Below are 18,284 nucleotides of genomic sequence, written 5' to 3' on the forward strand. Positions count from 1 at the left end.
CTAGACCAAACGCCCCGACTTGTTCGGGGCGTTTGTTTTTGTGCTGAAAAAAGGCTCCTCAGCCCATCAACTGCATCATTTTCTTGGTACCCAGTACGCTGATCGCCCGCTTGAGGTTGTATGCGGTCACGGCCAAGGCCATTTCGGCTCTCGTCCCTTCGAGTTGCCGTAGCAAGAACCGTCCGTTCCCAAATAGCCATTGTTTGAGATTACCAAACGGGTGCTCCACGATGGATCTGCGTCGTTCCATCATCTCTGGATGCAGTTGCATCCGCTTCGTCATTCGTTCAAAGGCTTCTTCTTGTGCGTGACGCGAGACGTAGCGGCGCTTGGCCGTCGTACATTGGGCTTTCAGCGCACATCCAGCGCAGTCGCTGATTGCTGCCTGGTAGATCCGGTCGCCTTTGTAACGCTGCTTCAGGGTTAGCCACTGGCCTGCTGGACATTGGTACCGATCGTGGTCAGAGTCGTAGGTAAAGTCTTGGCGTTCGAACAATGCCTCTCCGCCTGGGTTCGAGGTTCGGTTTGGCGGCACGTAAGCGGTAATGGAGGCTTCCTCACACGCCTGGAACTGTTGGCCGTTTGAGTAGCCCATGTCCGCAGTCACGGTCAGAGCGTCTTGCCCAAGTTCGGCTTTGGCTGCTTTAGCCATGGGTTCGAGCTGCTTACGGTCATCACCCTCTTGCGTCACCTCGTGATGCAAAATCAGGCAGTGTTCTGCGTCGACGGCAGTCTGCACGTTATAGGCAACACGCGCCCCCTTGGGCGTGCGCATCATCCGGGCATCGTTTTCGTGCGTGTTGAACTGCTCCAGCCCCATCGATTTCATCAAGGCTTGGCAACTGCGATTGTCTTGCTGCTTGGCCTCAAGTTTCGCCAGGGCCGCCTTGATCGCAGTGCGATCTATCACTTGCTCGCCCTCAGACTTGTCTGCGGCATCCAGGTCCGCCAGGTATTGGGCAATCCGCTTCTCCAGCTTCTCGTCCTGACGCTTGAGCTGGTTCAAGTTCAGGTGGCGTCGCGCGGAAGCGACTGCCTGAAACTTGCTCCCGTCGATGGCAACCAAGTCACCGGCAATCAAACCGGCAGCTCGGCAGAACTGTACAAAGGCTCGGCATGTCGCGACGAACGCAGCTTTGTTGTTCTTGCGGAAGTCGGCGATGGTTTTGAAGTCGGGTTTGAGCCGATTGATCAGCCACATCACTTCGATGTTGCGCTGGCATTCGGCTTCCAGGCGCCGGGACGAGCGAATGCGCTGGAAGTAACCATAAAGGTAGAGCTTTAGGTGATCGGCGGGGTCGTACGCGGGGCGCCCGGTGGCCTTGGGCTGAGTTTTCTCAAAGCCGAGTTGACCCAGATCCAGCTTGGCGACATACAGATCAATGACCCGTACGAGGTGATCTTCAGGGATCAATTCCTCCAACGAGACCGGGAACAGGCTGGTCTGGCTGCGGGACTCTCCTTGTATGTAGGCCATAACGAAAAATGCTCCATATCTTTCGATACGGAGCATTCTCTTAAAGGGCCGGGCAGATTGCTAGGTTTTCACACAATCTGCGAAGGGCCCTTTCTCTATTGCGTGACGGTCGCTTAGACGCCCGAGGCCTTGGCCGCAGCGACGTCTTTGATCGACAGCTTGATACGGCCGCGGTTGTCCACGTCCAGTACCAGCACTTCGACTTCCTGGCCTTCTTTCAGGATGTCGGTGACTTTCTCGACGCGAGCATCGCTCAGCATGGAGATGTGCACCAGGCCGTCCTTGCCAGGCAGAATGTTGACGAAGGCGCCGAAATCGACAATGCGCTCGACCTTGCCGACGTAGATCTTGCCGATCTCGGCCTCGGCGGTGATGCCCAGGATGCGCTGCTTGGCAGCATCTGCCGCTTCCTTGGTTTCGCCGAAGATCTTGATCGAGCCGTCGTCTTCGATGTCGATCGAAGCCTTGGTCTCTTCGCAGATGGCGCGAATGGTGGCGCCGCCTTTACCGATGACGTCACGGATCTTGTCGGTGTCGATCTTCATCGCGATCATGGTCGGGGCGTTGGCCGACAGTTCGGTACGCGACTGGCCAATGATCTGGTTCATCTGGCCGAGGATGTTCAGGCGCGCTTCCAGGGCTTGGCCCAGGGCGATTTCCATGATCTCTTCGGTGATGCCGTTGATCTTGATGTCCATCTGCAGCGCGGTGACGCCTTTGGCGGTACCGGCTACCTTGAAGTCCATGTCGCCCAGGTGGTCTTCGTCACCCAGGATGTCAGTCAGGACTGCGAACTTGTCGCCTTCCTTGACCAGGCCCATGGCGATACCGGCAACTGGCGCCTTCATCGGCACACCGGCGTCCATCAGGGCCAGGGAAGCACCGCAGACCGAAGCCATGGAGCTGGAACCGTTGGATTCGGTGATTTCCGAAACCACACGGATGGTGTACGGGAACACGTCAGCAGCAGGCAGCATGGCCTGAACCGAACGGCGGGCCAGACGGCCGTGGCCGATTTCGCGACGGCCAGCACCGCCCATGCGGCCACACTCACCTACCGAGAACGGTGGGAAGTTGTAGTGCAGCATGAAGGGGTCTTTCTTCTCGCCTTCGAGGGTGTCCAGCAGCTGGGCATCACGGGCAGTACCCAGGGTCGCAACGACCAGGGCCTGGGTTTCGCCACGGGTGAACAGTGCCGAACCGTGAGTTTTCGGCAGCACACCCACTTCGATGTTCAGCGGGCGTACAGTCTTGGTGTCGCGGCCGTCGATACGTGGCTTGCCGTTGACGATGTTTTCGCGAACGGTGCGGTATTCGATTTCGCCGAAGATGTCTTTTACTTCGGAAGCCGAAGGCTGGCCTTCTTCACCGGAGAACTTGGCAACCGCCTGGTCACGCAGCTCACCCAGACGCGCATAGCGGTCGGCTTTGACGGTGATGGTGTAACCCTGCGAAACCGCTTCGCCGAACTCGGCGCGGATAGCATTGAACAGCTCGGTGTTGGCAACGGCAGGTTTCCAGTCCCAAGTCGGCTTGCCAGCTTCGGCAGCCAGCTCTTTGACAGCCTGGATAACAGCCTGGAATTCGTCGTGGGCGAACAGTACGGCACCCAGCATCTGGTCTTCGGTCAGCTCTTGAGCTTCCGATTCAACCATCAGTACGGCGTCGGAGGTACCGGCAACGACCATGTCCAGGCTCGAGGCAGCCAGTTGCTCGTAGGTCGGGTTCAGCAGGTAGCCAGTGCTTTCGTGGAAGGCAACGCGGGCAGCGCCGATCGGGCCTTCGAACGGAATGCCGGAAATGGCCAGGGCAGCCGAGGTACCGATCATCGCGGCGATGTCCGGGTCGGTCTTCTTGCTGGTGGAAACCACGGTGCAGACGACCTGCACTTCGTTCATGAAGCCTTCCGGGAACAGCGGACGGATCGGACGGTCGATCAGGCGCGAGGTCAGCGTCTCTTTCTCGGAAGGACGGCCTTCACGCTTGAAGAAGCCACCTGGGATCTTGCCAGCGGCGTAGGTCTTTTCCTGGTAGTGAACCGACAGCGGGAAGAAACCCTTGCCTGGATCAGCCTGTTTGGCGCCTACCACAGTCACCAGCACGGTGACGTCGTTGTCGACGGTAACCAGCACGGCGCCGGTTGCCTGACGGGCAATACGGCCCGTTTCGAGAGTGACGGTCGATTGACCGAACTGGAAAGTCTTGATTACCGGGTTCACGGTTTCCTACCTTTTTCAGTGGCTCTTGGGGGAACTGGTTTCTTGCGAATTCTTGGGCAGAACGGGGAATCGGCCCCATTGACCGTCCAGATACAACACGAGGCTGGGAGCCTGGCACCAAGCGGAAAAACCGCTCAGCATTGCCAGGCTGCCAACCTCGGAGATACGCGTGAAGTGCCCAACGGCAGCGCTGCAAAACAGCCCTGCCGAAGCCTGCGACACCCCACGCACACCACTGACCAGGCCGCTATTAGCGACGCAGGCCCAGGCGACCGATCAGGGCGCTGTAACGAGTGGTGTCTTTGCCCTTCAGGTAATCCAGCAGCTTACGACGCTGGTTGACCATACGGATCAGACCACGACGGGAGTGGTGGTCTTTATCGTTGGCCTTGAAGTGGCCTTGCAGCTTGTTGATGTTGGCGGTCAGCAGAGCAACCTGCACTTCCGGGCTACCGGTATCGCCGGCGGCTTGCTGGTATTCGGCAACGATCTGAGCTTTTTCTTCAACGCTGAGGGCCATTTGGCTTCTCCTGATAACGGATCCCGCAAGCGGGGTCCAATAGGCCAGGGACAAATCCCTGTATTAATAAAAAAGGTGTGACCGTGCCTACTGACAGCCACCCTTGATGCCGTGGGGCTCGGCAACTGCCTGACCCCGCGGTTTCGGTCATTCCGACCGAATCAGCCGACGCGGCGCAATGCGCCCGTCTTCGCTCACTTCACCGATACCGATGAAGCGTGCGTTGTGATCCTGTACCCGCACCATGCCAAATTGTGGCGCGTCCGGCGCGCGTACCGCCTGGCCATGCAGCCAGTAGAACGCACTGTGTTCCGACAGGCTGACCAACGGCCAGTCCTGCAGCCCGCTGTCCGATGGCATCAGGAAGCGGTCGAGCGCTTCGTTACCACCTTCGGCATGGGTCTGTTCGAGTTCCTCGAGGGTGACCGTCTGTGCCAGCGCAAAGGGCCCTGCCTGGGTCCTGCGCAGCTCGGCGACATAGGCGCCGCAACCAAGGGCTTCACCGATATCCTCCACCAGCGTGCGGATATAGGTGCCTTTGCTGCATCCTACGCTCAACCGTGCACGGGTGCCTTCGCACTCGAGCAACTCCAAGCGGTTAATAGTAACAGAACGCGCCTCACGCTCCACTACCTCTCCTGCACGTGCCAGTTTGTACAGCGGCTGGCCGTCACGCTTGAGCGCCGAGTACATAGGCGGTATCTGGCTGATCGGGCCGCGAAAACGGGGCAGCAGCGCTTCGATGTCGGCGCGACCAACGGTCACGTCGCGGGTCTGCAGCACCTCACCCTCGGCGTCGCCGGTGTTGGTAGTCTGCCCCATCTGCATGACGGTTTCGTAGCCCTTGTCGGAATCCAGCAAGTACTGCGAAAACTTGGTCGCTTCACCGAAGCACAGCGGCAACACGCCGGTCGCCAGCGGGTCGAGGCTACCGGTATGGCCGGCCTTTTCCGCGTTCAGCAGCCAACGCACTTTCTGCAAGGCGGCATTGGACGTGAAGCCCAGCGGCTTGTCGAGCAGGATGATGCCGCTGACATTGCGGCGGATACGTTTGACCTGGGCCACCGCTTACTCCTTGGTGTCCGACTCGTCGGCATCCTTGTGCAGGCGGTCTTCGGCCACTGCACGCTCGATCAGCGCCGACAGGTGCACACCACGGCTGACACTTTCATCGAAATGGAAGTGCAGCTGCGGCACGCTGCGCAGTTGCATCGAACGCCCCAGGTGCAGACGCAGGAAGCTGGCGGCGCTATTCAATGCCTTGAGCGATTGCTGCACGGCATCCGGGGTTTCCTCGCCCATGACGGTGATGAACACCTTGGCATGGCCCAGGTCACGGCTCACGTCCACGGCGGTGATAGTCACCAGACCGACACGCGGGTCCTTGACTTCGCGACGGATCAGCTCGGCCAGCTCGCGCTGCATCTGATCGCCAATACGTTGGGTACGGCTATATTCTTTGGCCATTCTTGCTACCTGTAACTTAAAGCGGCAAACGCCCGGACAGACGAATGCCTGACCGGGCGCTACCTGAAGAGGTACCGCAAGCCGCCCTGTAGCAGGCGCTTGCGGCTCGCTCGCCCTTAAAGGGTACGAGCCACCTGGACTTTCTCGAAGACTTCGATCTTGTCGCCGACCTTGACGTCGTTGTAGCTCTTGACGCCAATACCGCACTCCATGCCCGAACGGACTTCGGAAGCATCGTCCTTGAAGCGACGCAGCGATTCCAGCTCGCCTTCGAAGATCACAACGTCATCACGCAGTACGCGAATCGGACGGTTGCGGTACACGGTACCCTCGATGACCATACAGCCAGCGATGGCGCCGAACTTCGGCGAACGGAACACGTCACGTACTTCGGCGACACCCAGGATGTTCTCGCGAACATCGCTGCCGAGCATGCCGGTCAGGGCCTTCTTGACGTCTTCGATGATGTCGTAGATCACGTTGTAATAACGCATATCCAGACCTTCCTGCTCGACGATCTTGCGCGCACCGGCGTCGGCACGCACGTTGAAGCCGAACAGTACTGCATTCGAAGCCAGCGCCAGGTTGGCGTCGCTCTCGGTGATACCACCGACGCCACCACCAATCACGCGCACTTGCACTTCGTCGTTGCCCAGGCCGCCGAGCGAACCCTGCAGCGCTTCCAGAGAACCACGCACATCGGTCTTGAGAACGATGTTGAGGGTTTTCTTCTCTTCCTGACCCATGGTCTCGAAGATGTTTTCCAGCTTGCCGGCGTGAGCACGGGCCAGCTTGACCTCGCGATACTTGCCTTGACGGAACAGGGCAACTTCACGGGCTTTCTTCTCGTCGGCAACCACGGACAGCTCGTCACCGGCTTCCGGAGTACCGTCCAGGCCGAGGATCTCGACCGGGATCGACGGGCCAGCTTCCTTCACAGGCTTGCCGTTCTCGTCGAGCATGGCGCGAACGCGGCCATAGTTGGAACCGCACAGGACCATATCGCCCTGACGCAGGGTACCGTCCTGAACCAGGATGGTCGCCACCGGGCCACGGCCCTTGTCCAGGCGCGATTCGACGACCACACCACGACCTGGCGCGGTTGGGGTAGCGGTCAGTTCGAGGATCTCGGCCTGCAGCAGAACGGCTTCGAGCAGCTCGTCGACACCGGTACCCATCTTGGCCGAAACCTTGACGAACGGCGTGTCACCACCCCAGTCCTCGGAGGTAACGCCTTCGACGGACAGCTCGTTACGGATGCGATCGAGGTCAGCACCTGGCTTGTCGATCTTGTTCACTGCAACGACCAGCGGAACACCGGCTGCCTTGGCATGCTGAACGGCTTCGCGGGTTTGCGGCATCACACCGTCGTCCGCCGCCACCACCAGGATGACAATGTCGGTCGCCTTGGCACCACGGGCACGCATCTGGGTAAACGCAGCGTGACCTGGGGTATCGAGGAAGGTGACCATGCCGCGGTCGGTTTCCACGTGGTAGGCACCGATGTGCTGGGTGATACCACCGGCTTCGCCAGCGGCAACCTTGGCACGACGGATGTAGTCGAGCAGCGAGGTCTTACCATGGTCAACGTGACCCATGACGGTAACCACCGGCGCACGCGACTCGGTCTGGCCTTCGAACTTCAGCGATTCGGCCAGGGAGTCTTCCAGGGCGGTGTCGCTGACCAGCGTGACCTTGTGGCCCAGCTCTTCTGCGATCAGCTGAGCGGTTTCCTGGTCGAGCACCTGGTTGATGGTGACCGGGGTCCCCATCTTGAACATGAACTTGACCACTTCAGCGCCCTTGACGGACATCTGGTTGGCCAGCTCGGAGACGGTGATGGTCTCGCCGATGGTCACGTCACGGATGACGGGGCCGGTCGGGTTCTGGAAGCCGTGCTGATTACGCTTTTTCAGCTTGCTCTTGCCACCACGGCCACGACGAGCGCCATCGCTCTCTTCGTCGGTAGTGCGCGGAGCAGCACGCGGAGTCGGCGCCTTTTCCTTCTCCTTGACCTTGACCTTGATCGACACACGAGGCGCCTCGCCACGACGACGGTCGTCATCACGGGTACGGCTTTCGTTGCGACGGGTCTCGTCTTTCTTGCGCTCGGCAGCACGGGCTGCGGCGTCTTCAGAGGCCGGGGCGTCTGCGACTACCGGGGCCGGAGCAGCGACCGGAGCAGCGGCAGGAGCCGGCTCTGGCTTGGCAGCAGGCGCAGGGGCGGCGGCGGTGGAGCCGGCCGCCTGACGGCGAGCCTGCTCTTCGTTGCGCTGGCGAACTTCGGCCTCGACCTTGTCGCGAGCGGCATTTTCAGCCGCGCGGCGCTCTTCCAGCTCACGCTTCTGCTCAGCCTGGATTTCTTCAGGGCTGCGCTGAACGAAAACTTTCTTCTTGCGTACTTCTACGCTGATGCTCTTGCTACCGGCGACACGCAGGGTGCTGGTGGTTTTGCGCTGCAAGGTAATCTTGCGCGGCTCTTCCGCCTTGCTCTTGTGGCTGCTTTTCAAATGAGTCAGCAGGGTCTGCTTCTCATTGTCGGTCACTACCTGACCGGCGTCGGTGTGCGGCAGACCTGCCTCACGCATCTGCTGCAGCAGGCGCTCTACCGGTGCCTCGACCTCTTGGGCCAGTTCTTTCACCGTGACTTGCGTCATGCACTTCTCTCCTCAGGCCGCGCCTAATTACTCGAACCAGTGGGCTCGGGCGGCCATGATCAACTTGCCGGCACGCTCTTCGTCGATGCCGTCGATGTCGAGCAGATCGTCGATCGACTGCTCGGCCAGGTCTTCGCGGTTAACCACGCCGCGCACCGCCAGTTCAGCCGCCAGGTCTTTGTCCATGCCCTCAAGGGAGAGCAGGTCTTCGGCCGGGTGGGCGTCTGCCAGTTTTTCTTCGGTAGCGATGGCCTTGGTCAACAAACGGTCCTTGGCTCGAGCGCGGAGCTCATTGACGATATCTTCGTCAAAGCCATCGATGTTGAGCATTTCTTCCAACGGTACGTAGGCAATTTCTTCAAGGCTGGTGAAGCCTTCGTCGACCAGCACTTGGGCCAGCTCCTCGTCGACTTCCAGTTCCTCGATGAAATTGCGCAGGATGTCACCGGTTTCGGCCTGTTGCTTGGCCTGGATGTCCTTCTCGGTCATCACGTTCAGGGTCCAGCCGGTCAACTGACTGGCCAGGCGAACGTTCTGACCGCCACGGCCAATGGCCTGGGCCAGGTTGTCCTCGGCGACGGCGATGTCCATGGCATGGGCATCTTCATCAACGATGATCGCCGCGACTTCAGCCGGCGACATGGCGTTGATGACGAACTGCGCCGGGTTATCGTCCCACAGGACGATATCCACACGCTCACCACCCAGCTCCCCGGATACGGCCTGGACGCGCGAACCACGCATGCCGATGCAGGCACCTTGCGGATCGATACGCTTGTCCTTGGAGCGGACGGCAATCTTGGCTCGCGAACCCGGATCACGGGAAGCAGCCATGACTTCGATGAGGCCCTCGGCAATTTCCGGCACTTCAATGCGGAAAAGCTCGATCAGCATCTGCGGCGCGGTGCGCGACAGAATCAGCTGTGGGCCACGGTTTTCGGTGCGAATTTCCTTGAGCAGCGCACGCAGGCGCACGCCAACACGGAAGGTTTCGCGCGGAATGATGTCTTCGCGAGCCAGCAAGGCCTCGGCGTTGTTGCCCAGGTCAACGATGACGTTGTCGCGGGTAACCTTTTTTACGGTACCGGAGATGATCTCGCCAACGCGCTCACGGTAGGCATCGACCACCTGGGCACGCTCGGCCTCACGGACCTTCTGCACGATGACCTGCTTGGCGGTCTGGGCGGCAATACGACCGAACTCGATGGACTCGATCTTCTCTTCGATCACGTCACCAACCTTGGCTTCAGGGTGGGTGTCCTTGATCTTGTCCAGCCAGGTCTCGATCGCCGGATCATCAAGATCGGCTTCGTCGACCACGGTCCAGCGACGGAAAGTCTCGTAGCTACCGGTGTGGCGGTTGATTTCCACACGTAGGTCGACTTCGTCTTCAAAACGTTTTTTGGTTGCAGTGGCCAGGGCCACTTCCAGCGCTTCGAAAATGACGCCGGGCGGTACACCTTTTTCGTTGGATACCGATTCAACAACCAGCAGTACTTCTTTGCTCATCGTACGCCTCGCCTTGCGCAAGCCATTGGGCCCGGATAGTCCGCCGGGCCCGGCACGTCTCAGTCAAAACTGGGAATAATATTGGCCTTGTCGATCGAGTCGATCGGTAACAGGAACTCCTGGTTGTCCACCTGGACCACCACATCCTGCTCCTCCACACCGCGGAGAAGGCCCTGGAAGTTACGACGACCCTCGAAGGGTGAGCGCAGCTTGATCTTCACTTGTTCGCCGGCATGCGAGGCAAACTGTTCCAGCGTGAACAGTGGGCGATCCATGCCTGGAGAAGACACCTCGAGGGTGTACTCACTGCTGATTGGATCTTCCACATCGAGGATTGCGCTGGCCTGACGGCTGACTGCTTCGCAGTCGTCCACCAGAATACCGCCTTCCTTGTCGATGTAGATGCGCAGTACCGAATGCTTACCCTGGGAAACGTATTCGATCCCCCAGCACTGATAGCCCAGACCCTCGACAACCGGGGCCAACAAGGCCTGCAACTGTTCTAGCTTGCTCGACACCTGAACCCCCTCGTGCATGCTGTGCAAATAAAAAATGGGCGAAGCGCCCATCCCTGAAAGCGCCGTAGGACAACGACGCCGAAACTGTTCGGTTAGCAAAAAGCCCCTGAAAAGGGGCTCCGCTGAAGCTGGTTGCGGGGGCTGGATTTGAACCAACGACCTTCGGGTTATGAGCCCGACGAGCTACCAAGCTGCTCCACCCCGCGACAAAGCTGGGGCAAAAGTATAAGACCGAACCCTGTTGAGGGTCAAATCCAAACATTCACCTACAAGAAAGCCCGCTAAAGCGGGCTCTCAAGCTTTAATTGGTACCGAGAAGGGGACTCGAACCCCTACACCCTATGGGCACAACCACCTCAAGGTTGCGTGTCTACCAATTCCACCACCTCGGCAATACTACTACTTGAAACCCGTTACTTCTGCTCTTGAGCCGGAGGAGGTACATCACCCGTATTACTGGTGGTTTCGCTCTTCTGCTGCTGGAGCACCGGTACATCATCATTAACTGCCGGTTTTTGCGGCTCTTTCACTTCTAGCACTGCTGGATCTGGAAGACCTGCTTGGCTAAGCTGGTGAGCTTGTTGCTTCGCGAAGTATCCTAACCCAAGTGCTGTCAAAAAGAAAGTGGCAGCGAGTATAGCAGTTAATTTACTTAGGAACGTTGCAGAGCCTTGGCTCCCGAACACGGTATTTGAAGCCCCCGCGCCGAAAGATGCACCTGCTTCAGCACCTTTACCCTGTTGCAACAGAACCAGCACTACAAGCGACAGCGCTGCCAACAGATGAAAAACAACGATGACTGTTTCCAGCATTTGTTCAGTTTCCTGCGGCGCGACAAATTGCACCGAATTCGTCTGCGTTCAGGGAAGCCCCACCAATGAGCCCCCCATCGATATCCGGCATGCCGAACAGTTCGGCCGCATTGGCCGCCTTCACGCTGCCGCCGTATAGCAACTGCACCTTCGCAGCCACTTCAGCATCTTCTGCCGCCAACTGGCCGCGGATGGCGGCGTGCACATCCTGGGCCTGCTGTGGCGTGGCCGTAAGGCCTGTACCGATGGCCCATACAGGCTCATAGGCAATTACTGCATCGGCAAAAGCCTTAACACCGAATGCTTCGATGATACTGCTTAGTTGACGCCCGACAACTTCGAGCGTTTTGCCAGCCTCGCGCTCCTCAAGGGTTTCCCCTATGCAAAGCACTGGCTTCAAGCCTTTGGCCTGGGCCGCTGCAAACTTGCGATTGAGCACTTCGTCGGTTTCACCAATAATCTGGCGACGCTCCGAGTGACCAATCAACACCAACTTGCAACCTGCTTCAACCAGCTGCTCGGGAGCAACTTCCCCGGTCAGCGCACCCTGTTCGGGTTGTACAGCAGAATTCTGTGCGCCGACAGTAATTTCTTTACCCGCCAGACCATCAATCACCTGATTGATGAACAAGGCCGGTGGAAATACGGCGACTTCCACTCCGCTCGGCAAGGCGAGATTGCTCAAGCCTTTGGTCAGCTCAGCGACGCTAGCGCGGGTACCGTGCATTTTCCAGTTACCAGCTACCATAGGGCGACGCATGCTTTACCTCGTCGGTCAAAGTGGGCGCAGATCTTACCCAACCAGATCTGCGCTGGCAAGCGCCTTCAGACACAAACTTCGCTGACCAGTTTGGCCAGTGCTTCAGCATGGGCCCGCACCTGGCTTTCGTCTTCGCCCTCAACCATGACCCGCACCAGCGGCTCGGTACCGGACTTGCGCAACAGCACGCGACCACGCCCCGCCAGCGCATCGGTAACCTTTGCACTGGCTTCCTTGACGGCGGGGTGCTCCAGCGGGTCAACCTTGCTGGCGCCAAAGCGTACATTGATCAGCACCTGCGGGCACTTGCGCAGGGCCTGACGGGCCTGGGCCAGGGTTTCACCCCGGCGCTTGAGCGCCATCAGCACCTGCAGCGCGGCAATGATCGCATCGCCGGTTGTGGTGTGGTTGCAGCACACGACGTGACCGGAGTTTTCACCGCCGACCAGCCATTCACGCTCCAACAGCTCGGCCATGACGTAACGGTCGCCGACCTTGGCTCGCACAAACGGGATGTCCAGGTCCTTGAGCGCCAGCTCCAGGCCCAGGTTACTCATCAGCGTGCCGACCACCCCGCCTTGCAGCTTGCCATGCTCCTGCAGGTCGCGAGCAATGATGAACAGCAGCTCGTCACCGTCGACGATGGCGCCCGTGTGGTCGACCATCAGCACGCGATCGCCATCACCGTCAAAGGCAATGCCGAGATCGGCATGCCCGACCAGTACAGCGGCCTGCAGCGATTCGATGTGTGTCGAGCCGCAACCTTCGTTGATGTTCAGGCCGTCCGGTTGCGCATGCAGCACGGTCACGTCGGCACCCAGCTCACGGAATACGCTGGGCGCAACCTTGTAGGTCGCACCATGGGCGCAGTCGACCACCAGCTTGAGGCCTTCGAAGCTGGTGCTGCTCGGCACGCTGCTCTTGCAGAATTCGATGTAGCGGCCGGCGGCATCGTTGATACGCGAAACCTTGCCCAGCTTGCCCGACTCGACAACGGTCATCGGTTGATCGAGCAGCTCTTCGATCATCAGCTCGACCTCGTCCGGCAGCTTGGTGCCCTGGCCCGAGAAGAACTTGATGCCGTTGTCATCGTGCGGATTGTGCGAGGCACTGATGACGATGCCGGCTTCGGCGTGGAAGGTACGCGTGAGGTAAGCGATGGCCGGTGTCGGCATCGGCCCGAGCAGCATCACATCGGCACCTGCCGCGGACAGGCCGGCTTCGAGTGCGGACTCGAACATGTAGCCGGAAATACGCGTGTCCTTGCCCACCAGCACGCGGCAGTGCCCTTGCTTGCGGAAGGCCATGCCGGCCGCCCAGCCAAGCTTCAGCATGAAGTCAGGCGTGATCGGGTATTCGCCGACGCGGCCACGAATGCCGTCGGTACCAAAGTATTTTCTGCTCATAGGGACTCCAATGTTCTTATTCGGCGTTTTGCACCGCAGCGATCATGCGTACCACATCAACGGTTTCGGCCACGTCATGTACCCGAAGGATGCTCGCCCCTTTGGTCATGGCCAACGCCGCCAGCGCAAGGCTGCCGTACAAGCGCTCGCCGACCGGACGTTCCAGCGTCAGGCCGATCATGCTCTTTCGTGAAACGCCCACCAGCAGTGGACGCCCAAGGCGATAGAGCGCTTCCATGTGCTTGAACAGGCTCAGATTGTGCGCCAGTGTCTTGGCGAAACCGAAGCCCGGGTCAAGGATGATTCTGTCAGCGTCGATGCCCGCTGCGGCGCAGGCGGCCATCCGCTGTTCTAGATAACGGGTGACGTCGGCGGTCACGTCCTGGTAATGCGGATCGTCCTGCATGTTACCTGGCTCGCCACGCATGTGCATGAGGCACACCGGCAGACCGGTGTCCGCCGCAGCGTCCAAGGCACCATCGCGCTCCAGGGCCCGCACGTCGTTGATCAGCCCGGCACCCAGGCGGGCTGCTTCACGCATGACAGCAGGCGTGGAGGTATCGACCGAAATGACCACGTCGAGGCGACTGTTGATGGCCTCGACCATTGGCGCCACACGCTCCAGCTCCTCGGTCACCGAGACTGCACGCGCACCCGGGCGCGTGGACTCGCCACCGATGTCGATCAGCGTTGCACCAGCAGCCACCATCGCTTCGGCATGGCGCAGGGCCTCGTCGCGCTGACTGAAGCGACCGCCATCGGAGAAGGAATCGGGGGTGATATTGAGAATACCCATGACATGGGTATGTGACAAATCAAGAACCCGGCTGCCGCAAGGCAACCGGGTGGGGTACTGCACTGAGCTCATAGATGCCCTTAGTGTTCAGCCGCTGGGCCGCCGATTGGCGATTCCGGACGCTCATCCTGGGCCGCAGGCGTACCCGAGTGCTTGTCATCGTCCCAATCACGCGGCTCACGTGGTGTGCGCCCAGCCATGATGTCGTCAATCTGATCGGCATCGATGGTCTCGTACTTCATCAGCGCTTCGGTCATCGCCTCGAGCTTGTCGCGGTTGTCGATCAGCAACTGTTTGGCAGTGGCGTAGCACTGATCGATGATGCTGCGCACCTCGGAGTCGATCAATTTGGCCGTCTCACCGGACACGCTGGCATGCTGGCTACCGGCACTACGGCCGAGGAACACCTCGCCCTCTTCCTCTGCATACATCAGCGGGCCAAGCTTCTCGGACAGGCCCCATTTGGTCACCATGTTACGAGCGATCTGGCTGGCCCGCATGATGTCGTTGGACGCGCCAGTGGTCACGCCATCGAAGCCCAAGGTCATCTCCTCGGCGATACGGCCGCCATACAGCGAGCAGATCTGGCTGATCAGCGCACGCTTGGAGAGGCTGTAGCGGTCTTCTTCCGGCAGGAACATGGTCACACCCAAGGCACGACCACGCGGAATGATCGAAACCTTGTAGACCGGGTCGTGCTCAGGCACCAGGCGACCGACAATGGCGTGGCCAGCCTCGTGATAGGCCGTGTTTCTCTTTTCCTTCTCGGACATGACCATGGTCTTGCGCTCAGCGCCCATCATGATCTTGTCCTTGGCCAGCTCGAACTCTTTCATTTCGACCAGGCGCTTGTTGGAACGCGCGGCAAACAGCGAAGCCTCGTTGACCAGGTTGGCCAGGTCGGCGCCGGAGAAGCCTGGGGTACCGCGTGCGATGACCGCCGGGTTGACGTTCTCGCCAATCGGCACCTTGCGCATGTGCACCTTGAGGATCTGCTCGCGACCACGAATGTCCGGCAGGCCAACCACCACCTGGCGGTCGAAGCGGCCGGGGCGCAGCAGCGCAGGGTCGAGCACATCCGGACGGTTGGTGGCGGCGATGACGATGATGCCATCGTTCATCTCGAAGCCGTCCATCTCCACCAGCAACTGGTTGAGAGTTTGTTCACGCTCGTCGTGACCGCCGCCCATGCCGGCGCCACGATGGCGACCAACGGCGTCGATTTCGTCGATGAAGATGATGCACGGGGCGTGCTTCTTGGCCTGCTCGAACATGTCGCGCACACGGCTGGCACCGACACCCACGAACATTTCCACGAAGTCCGAACCGGAAATGGTGAAGAACGGTACTTTCGCCTCGCCCGCAATGGCCTTGGCCAGCAGGGTCTTACCGGTACCGGGTGGGCCAACCATCAGCACACCGCGCGGGATACGGCCGCCCAGGCGCTGGAACTTGCCCGGATCGCGCAGGAACTCGACCAGCTCGCCAACCTCTTCCTTGGCCTCGTCGCAGCCCGCAACGTCAGCCAGCGTGGTCTTGACCTGGTCTTCGGACAGCAGGCGTGCCTTGCTCTTGCCGAAGCTCATCGGCCCGCCCTTGCCGCCCGCGCCCCCTTGCATCTGGCGCATGAAGAACATGAACACGGCAATGATCACCAGGATCGGGAAGCTCGCCACCAGCAACTGCGTCCAGATGCTCTGTTGCTCAGGCTGCTTGCCTTCGACGACCACGTGGTTGTCGACCAGATCGCCGATCAGGCCATTGTCGGTGATGGCCGGGCGCACAGTCTTGAAGTTGTCGCCATCGGTGCGCTTGCCAGTAATGATGTAGCCATCGACGGTCACACGCTCGACCTTGCCATCCTTGACCTGCTGGATGAAGTCGGAGTAGTTGAGGGTCTGCGGCTCGTTAGGGCTGGAGAAGTTGTTCATCACTGTCACCAGGACAGCTGCGATGATCAACCACAGGATCAGATTCTTTGCCATGTCGTTCAATTAGCTACCCTCTGAGGCCGGCGCACGACGCAGCCGTGCCTCGCATGATATTCATCGCCCTAACTTACTACATTACCTACGCAGCCGCAGGCACCGTCTGTAACCCTTTGTGAAAGCTAGACTACACGAAGTTCGGACGATCCTGACGCAGTGGCCGATTGGAATTAACTATCGACCACCCCGCTTCACACCTTTCATTACCCTTTGAAGCCCCTGCCCAACAGGTATTGCTCGCGGGAACGGTCCCGTGACGACGATGGCTTGCGCATTTGCACCTTGTCGAATTTGCTGCGCACATCCTTCAGGTACACGTCAAAACCTTCGCCCTGGAAAATCTTGATCAGGAAGTCGCCCCCGGGCTTGAGTACGCGGGTCGCCAGATCGAGGGCCAGCTCGCAGAGGAACATGGCACGCGGAATGTCCACCGCGGGCGTACCACTCATATTGGGGGCCATGTCGGAAATCACAAGGTCCACATGCGAATCGCCCACCGCTTCGAGAATGCGCTGCAGCACTTCGTCGTGGGTGAAGTCACCTTGAATGAAGGTCACGTCGGCGATCGAGTCCATTTCCAGAATGTCGGAAGCGATCAGGCGACCCTGGCCACCAATCAGACGACTGGTCACCTGAGACCAGCCACCAGGGGCCGCGCCGAGGTCGATCACGCTCATGCCTGGGCGGATAAGGCGGTCCTTCTCCTGGATCTCCAGCAGTTTGTAGCTCGCACGCGAGCGATACCCATCCTTCTGCGCCTGCTTCACAAAAGGGTCGTTGAAATGCTCTCGCAGCCAGTTTGCGCTGCTTTTGGAACGTTGTACCACGGGGCACCTCGATGATATGCGTCGTGATTGACTGGGCGGAGCCGGTGGCCCTCGGGTAAAATGCCGGTCAATTTTACAGAATCAGACGGAAAGGGTCAGATTATGCCGCTCAATAACGAGCAGAAGAAGCAATACAAGTCCATTGGTCATGACCTGAAGCCGGTCCTGATCGTTGCTGGCAACGGTTTGAATGAAGGCGTGATCGCCGAACTGGAGCGCGCACTGGTCGACCATGAGCTGATCAAGGTCGAAATTCGCTCGGAAGACCGCGAGGAACGCGCCGAAACCATCGCCGAGCTGTGCAAGGCCGGCCGTGCCGAGCTGGTGCAGACCATCGGCAAGAAAGCCCTGATCTACCGCAAGAACCCACAGCCGAACAAGCAGCTGTCCAACATCCACCGTTACAAGTAACGGTGGCTCCGATCAGTGGCGCGGTGAACGCGCCCTGACCGGTACCGGCTGGGCCACCAGCACGATGCCGGAAAAGCCCAGCACCAGGAAGCAGAACATCTGCCAGCGCTCGCCCACGGAAATACCGTAGCGCAAGGTGTAATACCCCACGCAGGCACCAAAGCCGAGCAACAGCATCTGGCCGCGGAACTGCCGCCACCAGGCCGCCAGGCCGTCCACCCTCGCCAGCACTGCCAGCTGAGTCAACAAGCCAAGCAACGCCACGCCGATCAACCAGCGGTCGATCTGCCCGGCGATATCCTGCACCAGCAGCGGGGCCAGGCCACTGACCTTGAGCGCAGGCACCAGCCCTACATGGAACACCCACAGGCCACCGACCCAGAAAACCTGGGCCAGTTGCCAGAGGATCCCCTCAAGGGACGGCGCCCGCAGGCGTCGGTCAGATGTGCTTGACTTCGACAATCTCGTACTCGACCGTGCCACTAGGCGTCTTGACGACGACAGTATCACCTTCTTCCTTGCCGATGATGGCACGGGCAATGGGTGCACCGCTCGACAGCTTGCCCTGCTTCACGTCAGCTTCATCCTCGCCAACGATCTGGTAGGTCACCTCTTCATCGGTTTCGGTGTTGGCCAGTACCACGGTGGTACCGAAAATCACCTTGCCAGTGTGAGGGATGGTGGTCACGTCGATGACCACCGAATTCTGCAGACGGCCTTCGATATCACGGATACGCGCTTCGACCATGCCCTGCTCCTCACGGGCAGCATGGTATTCGGCGTTTTCCTTGAGGTCACCCAGCTCACGCGCTTCACCAATGGCCTGACTCAGGCGCGGGCGCTCGGTCTTGCTCAGGAACAGGTGCTCTTCTTCCAGGGCGCGAGCGCCCTGGACGGTCATCGGGTATTTGGTAATG

General features: G+C 59.8%; 17 protein-coding genes and 2 tRNA genes. 1 reads left to right on the forward strand and 18 read right to left on the reverse strand.

Going from position 1 to position 18,284, the window contains the following annotated elements:
- Positions 1 to 58: 58 nt before the first annotated feature.
- The 16 genes from LMH93_RS23475 to rlmE form a co-directional block, all read right to left on the reverse strand.
- Positions 59 to 1,477, reverse strand: coding sequence for an IS1182 family transposase (locus tag LMH93_RS23475; protein ID WP_181726247.1), 1,419 nt, complete (start codon positions 1,475 to 1,477; stop codon positions 59 to 61).
- A gap of 113 nt (positions 1,478 to 1,590) precedes the next feature.
- Entirely contained in the window at positions 1,591 to 3,696 is a 2,106-nt protein-coding gene (gene pnp / locus LMH93_RS23480; protein WP_014859357.1) for a polyribonucleotide nucleotidyltransferase, read from the reverse strand.
- 250 nt (positions 3,697 to 3,946) lie between these two features.
- A complete protein-coding gene (rpsO, locus tag LMH93_RS23485; protein WP_003249971.1) occupies positions 3,947 to 4,216 on the reverse strand; it encodes a 30S ribosomal protein S15 in 270 nt (89 codons plus the stop codon).
- A 147-nt stretch (positions 4,217 to 4,363) separates the two neighbouring features.
- Complete coding sequence (truB, locus tag LMH93_RS23490; RefSeq protein ID WP_230064652.1) at positions 4,364 to 5,281, reverse strand: tRNA pseudouridine(55) synthase TruB; 918 nt, start codon at positions 5,279 to 5,281, stop codon at positions 4,364 to 4,366.
- 3 nt (positions 5,282 to 5,284) lie between these two features.
- Entirely contained in the window at positions 5,285 to 5,683 is a 399-nt protein-coding gene (gene rbfA, locus LMH93_RS23495; protein ID WP_003249967.1) for a 30S ribosome-binding factor RbfA, read from the reverse strand.
- 116 nt (positions 5,684 to 5,799) lie between these two features.
- Positions 5,800 to 8,340: a translation initiation factor IF-2 gene (infB, locus tag LMH93_RS23500; protein WP_004575779.1), complete on the reverse strand. Its 2,541-nt coding sequence runs from the start codon at positions 8,338 to 8,340 to the stop codon at positions 5,800 to 5,802.
- 27 nt (positions 8,341 to 8,367) lie between these two features.
- Entirely contained in the window at positions 8,368 to 9,849 is a 1,482-nt protein-coding gene (gene nusA, locus LMH93_RS23505) for a transcription termination factor NusA (RefSeq protein ID WP_003249963.1), read from the reverse strand.
- 59 nt (positions 9,850 to 9,908) lie between these two features.
- Positions 9,909 to 10,367, reverse strand: a complete 459-nt coding sequence (gene rimP, locus LMH93_RS23510) for a ribosome maturation factor RimP (RefSeq protein WP_003249960.1) — start codon at positions 10,365 to 10,367, stop codon at positions 9,909 to 9,911.
- A gap of 129 nt (positions 10,368 to 10,496) precedes the next feature.
- A tRNA-Met gene (locus LMH93_RS23515) sits at positions 10,497 to 10,573 on the reverse strand.
- A 100-nt stretch (positions 10,574 to 10,673) separates the two neighbouring features.
- A tRNA-Leu gene (locus LMH93_RS23520) sits at positions 10,674 to 10,759 on the reverse strand.
- A gap of 21 nt (positions 10,760 to 10,780) precedes the next feature.
- Positions 10,781 to 11,179 carry a preprotein translocase subunit SecG gene (secG, locus tag LMH93_RS23525; RefSeq protein WP_003249958.1) on the reverse strand — a complete coding sequence of 133 codons (399 nt, stop codon included), beginning with the start codon at positions 11,177 to 11,179 and terminating at the stop codon, positions 10,781 to 10,783.
- A 4-nt stretch (positions 11,180 to 11,183) separates the two neighbouring features.
- The gene (tpiA, locus tag LMH93_RS23530) at positions 11,184 to 11,939 is read right to left on the reverse strand and encodes a triose-phosphate isomerase (protein WP_003249956.1); all 756 of its coding nucleotides are present in this window, start codon (positions 11,937 to 11,939) and stop codon (positions 11,184 to 11,186) included.
- Between the two features lie 65 nt (positions 11,940 to 12,004).
- Positions 12,005 to 13,345 (reverse strand): phosphoglucosamine mutase, encoded by a 1,341-nt coding sequence (gene glmM, locus LMH93_RS23535; RefSeq protein WP_003249955.1) that lies wholly within the window; start codon positions 13,343 to 13,345, stop codon positions 12,005 to 12,007.
- Between the two features lie 16 nt (positions 13,346 to 13,361).
- Entirely contained in the window at positions 13,362 to 14,213 is an 852-nt protein-coding gene (gene folP, locus LMH93_RS23540; RefSeq protein ID WP_003249952.1) for a dihydropteroate synthase, read from the reverse strand.
- A gap of 8 nt (positions 14,214 to 14,221) precedes the next feature.
- Positions 14,222 to 16,126, reverse strand: a complete 1,905-nt coding sequence (ftsH, locus tag LMH93_RS23545) for an ATP-dependent zinc metalloprotease FtsH (RefSeq protein ID WP_003249950.1) — start codon at positions 16,124 to 16,126, stop codon at positions 14,222 to 14,224.
- A gap of 206 nt (positions 16,127 to 16,332) precedes the next feature.
- Positions 16,333 to 16,956, reverse strand: a complete 624-nt coding sequence (rlmE, locus tag LMH93_RS23550; RefSeq protein WP_003249947.1) for a 23S rRNA (uridine(2552)-2'-O)-methyltransferase RlmE — start codon at positions 16,954 to 16,956, stop codon at positions 16,333 to 16,335.
- A gap of 102 nt (positions 16,957 to 17,058) precedes the next feature.
- On the opposite strand from rlmE, the gene yhbY reads away from it, so the two are divergent.
- Positions 17,059 to 17,367, forward strand: coding sequence for a ribosome assembly RNA-binding protein YhbY (gene yhbY, locus LMH93_RS23555; RefSeq protein ID WP_003249945.1), 309 nt, complete (start codon positions 17,059 to 17,061; stop codon positions 17,365 to 17,367).
- A gap of 12 nt (positions 17,368 to 17,379) precedes the next feature.
- Here yhbY and LMH93_RS23560 read toward each other — a convergent pair whose 3' ends face one another.
- A complete protein-coding gene (locus LMH93_RS23560) occupies positions 17,380 to 17,829 on the reverse strand; it encodes a hypothetical protein (RefSeq protein WP_012053750.1) in 450 nt (149 codons plus the stop codon).
- Positions 17,807 to 18,283, reverse strand: a complete 477-nt coding sequence (gene greA / locus LMH93_RS23565; RefSeq protein ID WP_024717413.1) for a transcription elongation factor GreA — start codon at positions 18,281 to 18,283, stop codon at positions 17,807 to 17,809. The genes LMH93_RS23560 and greA overlap by 23 nt, the downstream gene beginning before the upstream one ends.
- Between the last annotated feature and the right edge of the window lies 1 nt (position 18,284).

This window comes from Pseudomonas sp. CIP-10 (genome assembly GCF_020911845.1).
GTDB classification, from domain to species: Bacteria; Pseudomonadota; Gammaproteobacteria; order Pseudomonadales; family Pseudomonadaceae; genus Aquipseudomonas; species Aquipseudomonas alloputida.

Coding starts and splice junctions, on each gene's coding strand:
- LMH93_RS23475 (WP_181726247.1), bottom strand. CDS start 1,477: ATGGCCTACATACAAGGAGAGTCCCGCAGCCAGACCAGCCTGTTCCCG.
- rpsO (WP_003249971.1), bottom strand. CDS start 4,216: ATGGCCCTCAGCGTTGAAGAAAAAGCTCAGATCGTTGCCGAATACCAG.
- rbfA (WP_003249967.1), bottom strand. CDS start 5,683: ATGGCCAAAGAATATAGCCGTACCCAACGTATTGGCGATCAGATGCAG.
- infB (WP_004575779.1), bottom strand. CDS start 8,340: ATGACGCAAGTCACGGTGAAAGAACTGGCCCAAGAGGTCGAGGCACCG.
- nusA (WP_003249963.1), bottom strand. CDS start 9,849: ATGAGCAAAGAAGTACTGCTGGTTGTTGAATCGGTATCCAACGAAAAA.
- secG (WP_003249958.1), bottom strand. CDS start 11,179: ATGCTGGAAACAGTCATCGTTGTTTTTCATCTGTTGGCAGCGCTGTCG.
- tpiA (WP_003249956.1), bottom strand. CDS start 11,939: ATGCGTCGCCCTATGGTAGCTGGTAACTGGAAAATGCACGGTACCCGC.
- glmM (WP_003249955.1), bottom strand. CDS start 13,345: ATGAGCAGAAAATACTTTGGTACCGACGGCATTCGTGGCCGCGTCGGC.
- folP (WP_003249952.1), bottom strand. CDS start 14,213: ATGAGCTCAGTGCAGTACCCCACCCGGTTGCCTTGCGGCAGCCGGGTT.
- ftsH (WP_003249950.1), bottom strand. CDS start 16,126: ATGGCAAAGAATCTGATCCTGTGGTTGATCATCGCAGCTGTCCTGGTG.
- yhbY (WP_003249945.1), top strand. CDS start 17,059: ATGCCGCTCAATAACGAGCAGAAGAAGCAATACAAGTCCATTGGTCAT.